The sequence below is a fragment of the Luteibacter sp. KNZ12-1A genome, assembly GCF_056755675.1.
Map to the genome: position 1 here is coordinate 16,128 of NZ_JBPGXU010000043.1, position 14,984 is coordinate 31,111.

Consider the following 14,984-nt stretch of genomic DNA (forward strand, 5'->3'; position numbering starts at 1 on the left):
CCAAGGCCGCGGCCGTCACGTGCCCGCGCCGAGGTGGACGCACGGACCTGTGGCATGAGCTGCATGCACGCGCTCGCTGAAATGCTGCGGCAGCTGTACGCGGCCCGGCAAGGCAGGGCGGCGGATGTGCTGATGGATCGCTGCTCTCGGGAGGCGCTGGAAAAGCTCCTGCGTGAATCCTCGGCCTTCCTCGGGTCGCGGGTGCGTTACGCGGTGGAAGACCGACTGCGTCACCGCAAGCCCCAACTGGACGATACCGCGCTGCCGACGATCCGTGCGATCGCCAGCGTGCTCAACGCGTGGCTGCACGACGGACGCCGCCTGGCGATCCGGTCGGTGCTGCGCGAACTCAGCGTCGAGGAGCTGAAAGAGCTCGCCGCGCTGCCTGAACTCAATGATGAAGTGGCGACGATGACCGGTGATTTCTCATGATCGTTCGTACGAAGACCCCCAGCGACACGCGTTACCCGAACGCGGTCAAGCCACGCCCGGCCTTGCGTCGCCGCGCGATGTGCCAGTTCATCGCGCTGGCGTTGTTCGGTGGCGCCGCGCATGCGGCGACACCGCCGGCGTTCAGCCCGGGGTGGTTCGCCACCAAGCAGCCGGGTGCCACGCAGCCGGCCACGCCTTCGCAGGGCGGCGGCGCGGCGGGTAACGGGGGTAACGTCTTCACGCCCGGCAACGTGATGCTGCAGCAACGCGTGCAGCAGTCGATCGCCAACCTCGATGCCGCCGCGCAGGCCGTGGCCGCGCAGATGAGCGCGCAGAAGAGCGCCCAGGCCGCCGCCCAGGCGCTGGCCTCCAACGTGCCCGATGGCCTGGGCAAGGGTGGCCTGCAGGTCGACAGCCACGCCGGTACGGACCCTTCGCTGTGGCAGAACGCCAACGCGCCGACACAGTCCGTCGCGAGCGGGCAGACCACGGTACAGATCAAGCAGAACGCGCCCAAGGCCATCATGACCTGGGAGACGTTCAACGTCGGCCGCCATACGACCGTGCATTTCGACCAGACGGCCGGTACGCGGACGGATGGCAGCAACCAGTGGATCGCGCTGAACCGTGTCAACGACCCGTCGGGGAAGCCGAGTGAGATCCTCGGGCAGATCAAGGCGGAGGGTACGGTTTACCTGCTCAACCGCAACGGCATGATCTTCGGCGGCGGTGCGCAGGTGGATACGCATTCGTTGATCGTAAGTTCGTTGGATCTGTTCAGTACCGACGTGACGAAGAGCAATGCGTTCTTCCTGAAGAACGGTATCGGAGCTACGCAGGACAACGAGAACATCCTCGGCCCCGACGGAGGGGTCAAGGGCTTTCTGGTGAGTGGGGCAGTGGAAGGCCACGGCGAAGACCACCGTGGCGTAGTCACGGTCGAGAAGGGTGCGTCCATCGACGCGGCGAAGGACGGCTTCGTCATCGTCGCCGCCACCGGCGTCCAGCAGGATGGCCGGATAACCGCGGACGACGGGCAGGTGATCCTCGCCGCGGCACCGGGTCTCGTCGCAAAGTCGAACTCGACGGGTGCGCTGGCGGTGGGGGCAAGCGAAACGTCTTCCACGTCGCTGTTCGATCCGCACATGGAGGTGATCAATACAGGCCTTGTCCAGGCCCGTCGCGGGAGCATCCAATGGATCGGCGATGCGATGGAGCAGGCGGGCGTGGTGGTGAGTTCCACCAGCCTCAGCCATCCGGGAAGCATTTCCTTCAGCCTCGTGACCGGTGCCGCGAAACCCATCGTCTTTGGTGGCCGCTCGGTCACCACGGTCCTTCCCGAGAAAGACGGAGAAACCACGACCTCGTCACCATCGGCCGACGCGGCCTTCGTGACCAGCAGGGTGGACGTCGGGCTCGATGCCGTCATGCAGAGCGGCGCATTGATGGAGGTGCCGGCAGGCCACGTGACGTTCTCACGGGATGCCTATATCGACGATGGCGCGACCATCGACGTCTCCGGGCTTGCCAATGTCACCCTGCCGATGTCCGCGTTGCTGGTGACCATTCCACGTATCGGCCTGAACGAACTGGCCAACTCTCCCCTGCTCAAGAACAGCTTCCTCTACACGGCAAAGAACGTGGCGGTCGATACGTCGCGCGGCGGCACGCGCGCGGACGGGCTGGACTGGGTGGGAAGCCCGGTACTCAACGTGGCTGGCTACGTCAGCAACGTGCCACGTGACATCCAGCAGTTGATGATCAATGCGGGCACGATAGCTTTCCAGAACAATGCCGTCATTCGCACGGGCGCCCAGCTTCGGCTGGAAGGCGGTTTCATCAACTACCTGCCGGGCTACGTCCAGACACCTCGCCTGCAGGGTGCCAACGGTCTCATCTACGACATCGCCGCCGCCGATCCCGACGTTCAATACGCGGGGTTCGCAGGCGTCTTCGACAGCGAGCACGCTCGTTGGGGAGTGACCGAATCCTTCGTGTCCAGCCCGCTGCTGGCGAACACGAAGCGCTGGGACCCCGGCTTCATCAAGGGCGGAGACGCCGGCACGCTTTCCTTTGGACTAAGCACGGATAACAGTCAGGCTTACCAGTTCATCATCGATGGCGATGTCAGTGCGCACGCCTATGCCGGCCGTGAGCAGGTCGCCAACGGTTCCCAGCCGCTGGCGGGTACGCTCGACATCCGTTCGCGCGACCTCGCCTCGGTGGGCGACAGCGTCAACATCGGCCAGTCGGTAGCGGTCAACTACCTGATCGAAGACCGAAGCCAGCCGATCCAGGCCTTCGTTCCCGACTTCGACGAAGACAGTACGCTTCCCGCACGAAACGGCGATCCGACCGACCCGGACAATCCGTCCTACTGGCTCCGGCTTTCGACCGCGATGATCGACAACGCGGGCTTCCGCCGGCTCAAGCTGAGTACACCGGGTGCGGTGCTGTTGAAGGAAGGCTCCACCCTGCATCTCGCCGATGGTGGCGAGGTCGACATCGCCGGGACGAGCGTCGATATAGAGGGGGCCATCGTCACGCACGGTGGCAGCATCACACTCGGGTCGCGTGGACAGGCGGGAATCAAGGCCGACAATCTTCCCACCTTCATCAACGTGGGAAGTGGAGGGCGCCTGGACACGAGCGGGCTCTGGGTGAACGATACGGGGCGCCCTGCCGATGGGATCGAGGGCCGTGCGTTCATCGACGGCGGCTCGGTGACGTTGTCGGCCTGGAAGGGCGGCGAGCCGTCCACGGATATCACGCCCGACATCACGGTGGAACGCGGCAGCGTCATCGACGTCTCGGGCGGCGGGTATGTCGGTGTCGACGGGCGCCTTGCCGTGGACGGCGACCTGCCGGCCGGCCGGGGCGGTGACGTCACGGTGGCGACGCATACCGATGACGGCATGAACAAGTACGCATTCACCGCGACCCCCGCCGATCTGCTGGGCGGCGCCATCTCGCTGGACGGAACCCTCGTTGGCGGCGGATTCTCCGGCGGCGGGACGCTCACTTTGCATGCACCCCGAATCCAGGTGGGTGGAACATCGCAGGACGACGATGGGGCGTGGACGATGTACCTCGACCCGTCGTTCTTCCGTGGACAGGGTTTCTCGGGCTACAACCTCGTTGCCGACACGGATGTCGTCGTCGCGCCGGGCACCGCCCTCGAGGTTCGGCCTACCTACATGGTGGCCGACCGCTCCGCGCTTCTCACACTCGGCAGCCGGACATCGCTGCTGCCATCGGGAGGCGATGGGATCGTCGGCATCGGCGAGGTCGGTGCTTATGATAACTACCTGCATCGGCAGGCTGGCGACGGCATTTCCTTTCAGGCGGGCCTCTACCAGATGTGGCAGGCACCGGCCCCCGGTAGCGACAGGAAGTACGCGGCCTATACCGGCTCCGTCATCATCGGAGATGGCGCACGAGTCGACGTCGGTGCCGGCGATACCATCGCACTAAGCGGCGTCGGCAAGGTGGTCGTCGACGGTACGCTGGCTGCCAGGGGCGGCGACATCCGGCTGCACAATCTAGGCAGCGGGGCGCACGTGCTGTCGGAAGGACGTGGCGTGTGGCTCGGCGCCGGTAGCGTCATCGATGCGAGCGGCGTGTCGCTGCTGGACCCGACCGCGCCGGCGCTGCCTGGGCAGGGAGCCACGCCAGCGGTGCAGCGAACCGGCGTCGTGCTTGGCGGCGGCGATATCGAAGTTCAATCCGACGCCTATGTCGTCGCGGAGCGCGGTGCGGCCGTCGATTTTTCCGGTGCCAGCGACACCTTCGACCTTCCCTCCGATGGACGGCGCAATGGCGTGGTGTCGACGGTATATCAGGCTACGCCGGTATGGAGCGACGGTGGGTCGTTCAATCTCGAAGCGGCGAGAGGCCTTTTCTTCGACGCTTCGATCGACGGACACGGTGGTGCGGACGCGGCACGAGGCGGACGGTTCAGCCTCGCCGCACGCTATCCGGCGGAGTTCGCACCGGGGCAGAACGTACCTCTGTTCATCCAGCAAAGCGGCTGGTTCGCTCCCGTCGACGCCGACCCCCTGGCCCTGAAAGATCCAGGTTCGCCAGACGACGGCAACCTGCGTTTCGCCATCGACAGGCTCGAAGGTGCCGGGCTCGACGATGTGCTGATCGGCCGTTCGTTCGTCGACCACGACACGACGGTGAAGCCGGCCAGCGTGGTTTTCGCGGGCGATGTCGCCCTTCGGACGGCCCGTAGCATCCAGGTGCTGGCGAGCACGTTGACGACCGCCGGGGCGGACGCACGGGCCGTACCTTCCGCCGTCACGGTCGTCGGTGACGGCGGCGACGTGACCTTCTCGGCGCCTTACGTGTCGCTTCTCGGCGCGGAGACGGTCGACCGGCCGGGCGCGGCCACCGGCGATGGAAGGTTGACGGTCAACGCGGACTTCATCGATATCGGCGGGCGCATCTCGCTTTCCGGTATGGGCAACGCGTCGTTCAACTCCAGCGGTGACGTTCGTTTCATCAATCCGCTCTCGGGTACCGAAGCAGGCTGGCTCTACAGCACGGGTGACCTCGACTTCACCGGCACGCGTGTCTATCCCGCCACCGATTACCATTTCCTCGTCGATGCGACCAACCCGTCCGCGAAGACGACCATCACCTTCCATCAGGCATCCCAGCGCGACGACACGACGCCGCTTTCCGCAGGCGGCGTGCTTGCGGTGGGTGCCGACACCATCGAACAGCAGGGAACGCTGTGGGTCCCCTCCGGATCGCTGGCGTTGGGCACGGACGATCCCGCCGCGACGATCGCCGCGCTCGGACTCGACGCGTCGGTCCCGCTCGGCGTGACCGGGCAGGTTCACCTCGCCCCGGGCAGCGTGACGTCGGTGTCGCTCGATGGCGCCGTCGTGCCGTATGGCAGCACGGTCGATGGCAAGGACTGGCATTACGACGTTCCCAACGCGCTCGCGGACCGGTTGATCACCGCGCCGCCGGAGAAATCCATCTCCATCGCAGGCGACAACGTGGCGGTGGACGGTGGAGCGCGCGTGGACCTGTCCGGTGGCGGCTATGTGCAGGCCAGCGAGTGGGTGCCGGGTACCGGTGGCTCGCGCGACGTGCTTTCTCAGTACCAGACGGATTTCAGTCAGTCCACGCAGGGCACCCAGGTTCCGTTGTACGGCGACGGCCGTGCCGTCTACGCCATCGTTCCCGGCTATCACGCACCGTTGTCAGCGCGTGACCTCGCGCTCGAGAATGGCACGGGCGTGGGTCCGGCCGTGGGGCAGGGCGTCTACCTTTCCGGTGTGCCCGGCCTGCCGGACGGCGTCTACACCTTGCTTCCGGCCCGTTATGCGACCTTGCCCGGCGCGTTCCGCGTCGTGCAGAACACGAGCGTGTCCGATCCCGTCGTCGGACGCGTGGCGACGGCGCCCGATGGCACCGTGGTCGCGTCGGGCTATTTCACCGATACGCTCACCGGCGCGCGCGACGCGCGTTCGAGCAGCTTCCTGGTGCAGTCCGCGAAGGTCTGGGGCCAGTACTCGGAATACTCGCTGACGTCGGCGGACACGTTCTTCGCCGATGCCGCGGCACGTGCTGGCGACGTCGCGCCGCAACTCGGCGCGGATGCGGGGCGCCTGACACTGGCGGCGACATCGTCGCTGACCCTGGGTGCGACGCTGGACGCGGCTCCCGCGACGGGCGGACGCGGCTCCCAGGTGGATATCGCAGGAAATGCCATCCAGGTTCTCGGCGGCACGGGCGTGGCCCGCGACGGTTATCTGCATGTCGATGCAGGGGACTTGTCGCAGCTGGGAGCGGGTAGCCTGCTGATCGGCGGCAAGCGCAGCCGCGAATCCGATGGCGACCGGGTGGCCGTCATCGCAAACGACGTGCTTCTTTCCAACGATGTGGCACACGCGTTGCAGGGTTCGGAGGTCATTCTCGCCGCGAAGGACAACGTGACGCTCGACGCGGGAAGCTCGCTTCGGGCCAACGCATCGACGGACGCGCCGTCTCCTGCCCTCCTGATCGGTAACCTGGCGACGAGCGGTTCCACGGCGACGAGCGGCGACGGCGCGTTGGTGCGCGTGTCCGGAACGGATGCCGCCCCGATCGTCCGGCGCAACGTCACCGGGCTCGACGGCGCGGCAGGTGCGCCGGCTGGCAACCTGACGATAGGCGACGGCGCGTCCCTGGTATCGGGACAGTCGATCAGCATGGATGCGACCGGTCTCACGTCGATCGCGGACCAGGCGACCCTGGCTTCACCGTCCATCGACGTGACGGCCGGGCGTATCGCACTTTCGGGTCGTGATCCATCCATGCAGGACCAGGCCGGCCGTCTTCTCATCGGCCCGCATATCCTGGCCCAGCTCGCCGGTACCGAGATGACGGTGCTGCGTGGCCGATCGGGTATCGATCTCGTCGGCGATGTCGCCCTCGGCGTTTCGCACGCATTGACCCTGAGTACGCCGGAAATCGCCAGTGACGGCGGACAGGCTGTCCTCGGTGCCGACAGCGTCGTGCTGGAAAACGATACGGGCGTGGCCCCGGGAACCGTCGGGGCGGGCAGTGGCCACCTGCGCATCGACGCAGGCGATCTTCATACAGGTAACGGTGATCTCACGTTCGGTGGATTGGCCGGTGTCGACGTTCGTGCCAGCCGTGGCATGTTCGCCTCGGGCACGGGCAGCCTGAACATGGGCGCGGCCAACTTCGCCGCCGTCACCCCGCTGGTGTCGGTGGACAACGGTGCCGATGCACATTGGACGGGTCAAGGAGCATTCCAGCTGACGGGACCCGTACAGGGTGACGTCGGTGGCGCCGATGCGGCGGCGGGCAGGCTGGAGATCGAGGCGGCGGCGATCGACGTGGGCACGCGTGTGTCGGCACGTGGCGGGAAGCTCAGCCTCCACGCCACCACCGGCGATATCCACGTGGATGACGGAGCGGTCATCGACCTCTCCGGCCTGTCGTTGCCATTCAACGACACGACGGTGAACGTGCCGGGAGGTTCGCTCGCGATCCGCGCGGACCAGGGCGATATCCGGATGGACACGGGCGCGGACATCGACCTGCGTGGCGGCACCAAGGGCGGCAATGGAGGCAGGCTCGACCTTCGCGCGGAATCCGGGGTGGTCGATCTCTCGGGCAACCTGAGTGGGGCGGCGGCTTCCGGATACCTGGGCGCCACGTTGTCCATCGATTCCGCCGGTGCGTTCGACCTGGGTTCGCTGGCCGGGGCGATGGCCGCGGGCGGCGTGGACGGCGGCGTATCGGTGCGCACACGCGAGGGCGATCTTTCGCTTTCCGCGGGACAGACACTTCGTGTCCATCTCGTCGACCTCACGGCCGACGGCGGCAGCATCGGTATCGGTGGAACCATCGATGCATCGGGTACGTTCGGTGGGTCCATCGATCTCTTCGGTGCACGTGGCGTGGATATCGACGGTGTCCTCGACACCCACGCCTCGGCGGAAGGACGGCACGGTGGCGATATCCAGATAGGAACCTCCGGTACGGGCAACGGATCGCTGAATGGCCAGTATGGCTACCAGAATGTCGACGCCGCCGATGCCGGACATATCCGTATCGGCGCCGGCGCGCGCATCGAGCAAGGTGGCGACACGGCGAATGGCCGCCTCTATCTGCGGGCACCGCTCCTGTCCAACGGCGATACGCCGATCGATATCGCTGGAAGTGCAAGCTTCGCCCATACGCGCGATACGACGGTGGAGGTCTACGCCACCTGGGATACTCGCGATGTGGTCACCGACCCCACGAAGCATTTCGATGGCCTGGTCGATCCATCGGGCTGGTTCCGCGCTGACCCGACCACGGGAAAGGCGGTACTGGTAGACGGCGTCTTCACGGACGGCAACGGCGGAGCGGTGACGGGTCCCGATCCGGCCGACTTCGCCCAGGTCATGGATTTCCTCTCGCGTTATACCTTCACGCCCGTCGCGATCAACACGGATCACGCCACGTTCTACGGCTACGCCGGCGGTGACGAGGCGCAGGGCGCGGGCACGCTCATGGGTTTCGTCCAGTCTCCTGGCTTTACCTTCGAATCGCGCCTATCCGCCGCTCCTGGGTTGCATGTCAGGCCAGGTATCGAATTGCGTGCCGGTGACGACAACGGAAGCGCGGGAACCATCGACGTGCTCACGCCGTGGAACCTGGGCGCGGGCAAGCGTGACGCCAATGGCAATCTCGACCTCGTCTATCGTTATCAGGGGCAGGCGCCGGTTTTGAGCTTGCGCGCGGCAGGCGATGTGAATGTCTACGCCAGTGTCACCGATGGGTTCTTCCAGGACGGCAATGCCGGCGGCGGCGCCGGTGCCACGCCTGACAAGGCGGATTGGGCGGCGGCAAGTGCGGCGTGGACCACGGTACTCGACCTCGGCAACGGCATCGAAGCGACGCCCAACGCCGCTGATGGAAGTCCCCTGGCGACGCCTCCCGTGGAGCTCACCTCGGGCGATCCGGTGGCAATCGCCGAGTACTACGGGCAGTACGTGGCATATGCGACCTACCTGTCCTCTGCGATTCCCGGCTTCGATCCGTATCATCCGGCGGACGTGATACTTGTTGGCCTCGGTTTGCCCAATCAGGTGCACGTGGATAATGCACCAACACCACCTGCTCTGCCTACAAACCTCAATAGTTACGTGGGTTATCTACAGGCGTACCAGGGATATCTCATGAAGGCCATCGATCCCGTCACCGGATCGGATTTCATGGGTACGCTGGCGGTGCCCGACAATTTCCAGGGGTTGGTCGCTCCCCCGACGACGCTCGACGTGATCGACACAAGCGCGCCGGTGGACAACAGCCCCTCGCCACATGCCGTCGGCACGAACCCGCTACCGTTGCTGAGTGCGAGCCTCACCGGCGGATCGAGCAGTTCGTATCGTTTCGTCGCGGGTGCGGACCTCGGATCGTCGGACCCGCTGGCGACGATGGCGGGTGCTGTCGCGAACCTTCACCTCGGCGGCCACACGGAGTATCACGACCCCATCACCGGCAGGGTTCTCGCCGCACCGACGCTGGTCCGCACCGGTACGGGCGATATCGATATCGTCGCGGCGGGCGATGTGCGGTGGGACGATACGAAAGCCCCAGCCGCCGTGTACACCGCGGGCGAGGCGGCCGATGGCACCCAGACCGACACGGGCGCATCCATCCTCAGGCCCTCGACCAACGGCAACCTCATCGACTCGGCGACGCCCGAACTCGTGCTTTCCGGCGCGGTCAACCCGGTCAACGCGGGTCGCATCGGACTGCATGCGGGTGGTGACATCATCGGTTTACAGGACACCGTCGACGCCGACGGGTCGCTGACTGGGACCGCGGGTGCATCCACCGCGCAGTACTGGTGGCCGTGGATGCAGACGACGAACTCCGAGACGCGATCGTCGATCAACTTCGGTGCGTTCGACCAAGGGGTCATGAGTGCGGGCGGTGATGTCGACGTGTCGGCTGGTGGTGACATCCGCCAGCTTTCGGTGTCCTTGCCCACGACCTGGACGATCGCGACAGCCGGCGACGGCAGCCGCTCGCTGCAAACCCATGGCGGCGGCGATCTTGCCGTGCGCGCGGGTGGCGACATCCTCAGCGGCAGTTATTTCGTCGCGAAGGGGCAGGGCAGCATCCAGGCCGACGGCCGTATCGGTGCCGATTTTTCAATGAACTACACGGCTCCGGATGGCAGCCGCGGCACCATGCCCGTGTCCACGCTCATTGCCTTGCAGGACAGCCAATGGGACGTGCAGGCAGGCGGGTCGGTCAGCCTGGGCGGCATCTTCAATCCCTCCTGGCTCGACTCGGCGGCTGTGAACGAACTTGCGTCCGCGCATCATGCGGACGGCCAGTCGTATTCGGGTTCGTCCAGGATCGACGTCAGTGCCTATGGCGGCGACCTCACCTATGGCGATCTCACGGCACCTTTGCAGTTGATGATTGCCGGCATCAGTAGCCTCAACAGCTCGACCGCCGATACGGCAGGTGACATCCTGCCCGCGACGGTAAATCTGATCGCAGCGAACGGCAGCCTTGACCTCAAGGCATCCGGTGAGCTTTTCCCTTCCACGGATGGCAATCTCGGTCTCCTCGCAAAAGATTCGATACGTGTGGACCTTCCCGTTACGGGGCTTGGATGGCGTTACTCCTGGGGCCTCATCGACGCTCCTCTGTCGTCCATGGCATCGCCTCTGAACCTGGCGTCGCTCGTAGATTCAAGCACGTCGGCGGCAGCGCAGGTTCGGACGAACGGGTATCTTGGCGTCCAATTGCTGAGTTCACCGGAAACCCAGAGCTACATCCATGCCGCGCAACCCTGGCACGCCGACGACACGCAGCCGGTTCGGATGTATGCATTGGAGGGCGACATCGTCAACGGATCGGGAGGTGGTTTTGCCGGCATGCTTCTTACGACGTCAAAGGAAACCCGAGTTCAGGCCGGACGCGATATCGTCGATCTCGCATACATGGGTCAGCAGTTGCAAGCTTCCGACATTTCCACCATCGCAGCAGGACGAGATATCTACGACACACCGCTGACGACGGCGGATGTCGATGTCAGCCTTTCTCCGGCGAGGGTATTTCCCGTTCTGGTTCTCGCCGGGCCCGGTTACCTCTACGTGAAAGCTGGCCGCGATATCGGTCGACTCGCGTCGCAGACCGAATTTTTCGGTCTGCCGAGCTTTGTGCAAGACCGCTACATCAATCGATTGCAGCTGCCGGGATCGTCTAGCAACGTCACCGGCATTGACGCCGTGGGGAATATCTACAATCCTAACCTCACACGTGATGGTGCCTCGATCGTGGTCTCGTATGGCGTAGCGAATGGCACGGATCAAGCCGCGTTCATTGCCCGCTACGTCGACCCATCCGCGAAGAAACCCGGCGGTTTGGATGACGAATCGAGGTCCTTGATTTCCTTCGTGGAAGGCTACGACGCGGGTCTTCCGACCTCCGGTGGCTACACCGTCGACCAGGCATGGCAGCGATTCCAGCAGTTGCCTGACGAGGCGAAAGCCATCTTCGTCCAGCAGACACTCTTCCGTATCCTTAAGCAAGTCGGCAAGGACTACGGCGACGAGGGTAGCTCGTTCGCCGGCATGTATTCGCGTGGTTACGACGCGCTCAACACGTTGTTCCCGGCCTCGTTGGGATATACGGCCAATGGCACGGAAGGCGGGACGAACGGCGCGTCGAACACGATTTCCACCGGTGACCTCGATATCCGCGGAAGCACGATCCAGACACAACGTGGTGGCGATATATCGATCGTGGCTCCCGGTGGCCAGGCGCTGCTCGGAAGCGCTTCGGCGCCACCGGTCGTGGTGGACCCGAACGGCAAGGTGCTGGCGGGTCCCAATACGCAAGGCATCCTGACCCTGCAGCAAGGCGACATCTCGATCTTCACCGATCGCAGCACGCTCCTAGCTCAGAGCCGTATTTTCACCGAGCAGGGTGGCGACGTGGTGATGTGGAGTTCGAACGGCGATATCAACGCGGGCAAGGGTGCCAAGACCAACAGCGAAATTCCTCCGGTCCGTTACCTCTGCACGGTGGACGCGTGGTGCCTGCAGGACCCGTCCGGCCAGGTGGCCGGTGCTGGCATCGCGACGCTGCAAACCGTTCCGGATGCGCCCGAGGGTTCGGTTTACCTGATGGCACCACGCGGCACGGTGGATGCCGGTGATGCGGGTATCCGTGTATCGGGCAATCTCGTGATCGCCGCGGCACACGTGGCCAATGCCGATAACGTACAGGTGAAGGGCGATTCGGTCGGTTTGCCCGTCGTTCAGAGTGTCAACGTCGGCGCGTTGAACGCCGCCAGTTCGGCGGCCAGTGCGGCGACGAAGGCGGCCGAGGACGTGGCACGCCAGCAACAGGCCGATTCGCGTGACCGCCTGCCTTCGATCATTTCCGTGCAGGTGATCGGTGCAAACAGCGGTGCAAGCGTGTCGCCTGTCGGCGGTAACGGGTACGACCCCGACAGCCCCGTGCAGGTCGTGCGCAAAGGTGCCGGAGATGGTCTCACCGATAGCGAACGCAGCCGCTTGCGATGAATGATGTGCGCGTGGGAATGACCATCGTCACCCACGCGCCATCTTCGCTGTCATTGTCATCTCACGTGTCATCATTCAAACGTTGATGCAGGCGTTAACGCTGTCATCGTGTTGGCATGTATCGCGACATCGCCACGTCATTACAGGGACAACTCCCCACCCAATAATCGATATGCCTCCACATGGAGGTTCATCGACTAGGGGTAATACCATGTTCAAGCGTAATGCTAAGGGGAACACCCGCACCAAGCTTGTTACGGGCGCCGTCATGCTGGTCCTCGGCCTTTCGGCCGCTGGCACGGCGATGAGCACGGACACCTTCGGCGGCGGCGCGACACTGCCGGCCGGTGGTTACGTCGGCTTCAATTTCCTCAATCCCGCTCTCAAGCAGTCGGCCAATACCGCGTTCCCGACCTCGGGCGTCGCCGCTGTCAGCAGCACCTCGCTGTTTGGCGCCTGGGCCGCCCGTACCGGAAACAAGGTGTCGTACTGCCAGACCGGCAGCGGTAACGGCAAGAAGATCTTCGACAACTCCGACGGTACGAACCACCTCACGGCCATCGGTGCGTGCGACGGTACGACCATCGGCTTCGGTGCGCCGTCCAGCATCCTGGTGAATCCGCACTTCGCGGGCAGCGATGCTCCGATGTCCGCCACCGAGTACAACTGGTTCGACGTCACCGGCGGCAAGAAGACGCAGTATGGCGAGCCGGTGCAGTTCCCGGCGGTGGCTGGTTCGATCGCGGTGATCTATCGCAAGGACAGCCTGTCGACCCCGCTGAACCTGACCTCCGCGCAGGTCTGCGGCGTGTTCAACGGTTCGATCACGCAGTGGTCGGCGCTGACGGGCAACGCGAGCGACACGTCGACGATCAAGGTCGCGTTCCGTTCCGACGGTAGCGGTACCAGCTTCTCGCTGGCCAACCACATGGCCGCCGCCTGCGCCGGCACGGCCTCGCAGCACTTCATCGTCGACCAGTCGTTCGCCACGGCGATCAGCCAGTACAAGCCGACCATCCCGTCGGGTTGGGTGGGCGCCAGCGGCAACCCGGCCGTCGTCGCCGCCGTCGAAAGTGCCGATGGCACGATCGGCTACGCCGAATCGGCCAACCTGAAGGCGGCCGCTTCCACCGTGCCGCACGTCAAGTACGCCACGGTCGGCGGCAAGGACCCGTATGCCGACTTCCCGGCGTCGCTGGCCGTGCTGGTCAGCTCCGATCGCGTCCTCAGCGGCGTGAACGCCACCACCGGTCGTCCAGTGACGGCTGCGCTCACCCCGTTCGGCCAGACCGGTTGCATGCTCCTGGTCGACCCGGCCGGCTACGCCAACATCACCTCGCGCTACCCGATCATGGCCGTGTCGTACCTGATCGCGAACAACAAGGGCAATACCTCGACCGACGTCGGCGCCGTGCGCGGCCTCGTCGGTTCGGCGTACGCCGATCACACCACGGACGGCGTGACCACCATCGGCGCGAACACGGGCTATGCGTTCCTGTCGTCGACCGCGCTGACCCAGGCCAAGGTCGATTCCTGCGTCAACATCTGATCAGGCACCGGCGGTCTTTCAAGGATGAAACAGGGAAGGGGTCTTAGGACCCCTTCCTTTCTCGATGGGGTGTCTGAAAGAACCTAGCGCTCACCAGCGCTATGCCCGCCACAGCAAGGTTCACCAACCAGGGGTATACGATGTTCAAGCGCATTGCCACGGGAGGCGCTCGCACGAAAGTTGTGATGGCCGCCGTCATGCTGGTCCTCGGCCTTTCGGCCGCTGGCGCGGCGATGAGCACGGATGTGTTCGGTGGGGGAGCGACGCTACCGGCCGGCGCATACGTCGGCTTCAATTTCCTCAATCCCGCTCTCAAGCAGTCGGCCAATACCGCGTTCCCGACCTCGGGCGTCGCCGCTGTCAGCAGCACCTCGCTGTTTGGCGCCTGGGCCGCTCGTACCGGAAACAAGGTGTCCTACTGCCAGACCGGCAGCGGTAACGGCAAGAAGATCTTCGACAACTCCGACGGTACGAACCACCTCACGGCCATCGGTGCTTGCGACGGTACGACCATCGGCTTCGGTGCGCCGTCCAGCATCCTGGTGAATCCGCACTTCGCGGGCAGCGATGCACCAATGTCGGTTGCTGATTACAGTGGATTCTTGACCGGCGGCAAGGTAGCGGCCAATGGTCAGCCGGTGCAGTTCCCGGCGGTGGCTGGTTCGATCGCGGTGATCTATCGCAAGGACAGCCTGTCGACCCCGCTGAACCTGACCTCCGCGCAGGTCTGCGGCGTGTTCAACGGTTCGATCACGCAGTGGTCGGCGCTGACGGGCAACGCGAGCGACACGTCGACGATCAAGGTCGCGTTCCGTTCCGACGGTAGCGGTACCAGCTTCTCGCTGGCCAACCACATGGCCGCCGCCTGCGCCGGCACGGCCTCGCAGCACTTCATCGTCGACCAGTCGTTCGCCACGGCGATCAGCCAGTAC

General features: G+C 64.9%; 4 protein-coding genes. All 4 read left to right on the forward strand.

Features of this window, described 5'->3' with window-relative positions; translation table 11 throughout:
• Positions 1 to 54 precede the first annotated feature (54 nt).
• Positions 55 to 432 (forward strand): hypothetical protein, encoded by a 378-nt coding sequence (locus tag ACR9ZJ_RS10710; RefSeq protein WP_481280602.1) that lies wholly within the window; start codon positions 55 to 57, stop codon positions 430 to 432.
• Entirely contained in the window at positions 429 to 12,503 is a 12,075-nt protein-coding gene (locus tag ACR9ZJ_RS10715) for a filamentous haemagglutinin family protein (protein ID WP_481287744.1), read from the forward strand. Before ACR9ZJ_RS10710 ends, ACR9ZJ_RS10715 begins: the two co-directional genes overlap by 4 nt.
• Positions 12,504 to 12,771: 268 nt before the next feature.
• Positions 12,772 to 14,052 carry a substrate-binding domain-containing protein gene (locus tag ACR9ZJ_RS10720; protein ID WP_481287745.1) on the forward strand — a complete coding sequence of 427 codons (1,281 nt, stop codon included), beginning with the start codon at positions 12,772 to 12,774 and terminating at the stop codon, positions 14,050 to 14,052.
• A 140-nt stretch (positions 14,053 to 14,192) separates the two neighbouring features.
• The coding region (locus ACR9ZJ_RS10725) for a substrate-binding domain-containing protein (RefSeq protein WP_481287746.1) at positions 14,193 to 14,984 on the forward strand (792 nt) is incomplete at its 3' end.

Excerpts from the sequence above, each read along its gene's own strand:
- ACR9ZJ_RS10710 (WP_481280602.1), top strand. The coding sequence starts at position 55 with ATGAGCTGCATGCACGCGCTCGCTGAAATGCTGCGGCAGCTGTACGCG.
- ACR9ZJ_RS10715 (WP_481287744.1), top strand. The coding sequence starts at position 429 with ATGATCGTTCGTACGAAGACCCCCAGCGACACGCGTTACCCGAACGCG.
- ACR9ZJ_RS10720 (WP_481287745.1), top strand. The coding sequence starts at position 12,772 with ATGCTGGTCCTCGGCCTTTCGGCCGCTGGCACGGCGATGAGCACGGAC.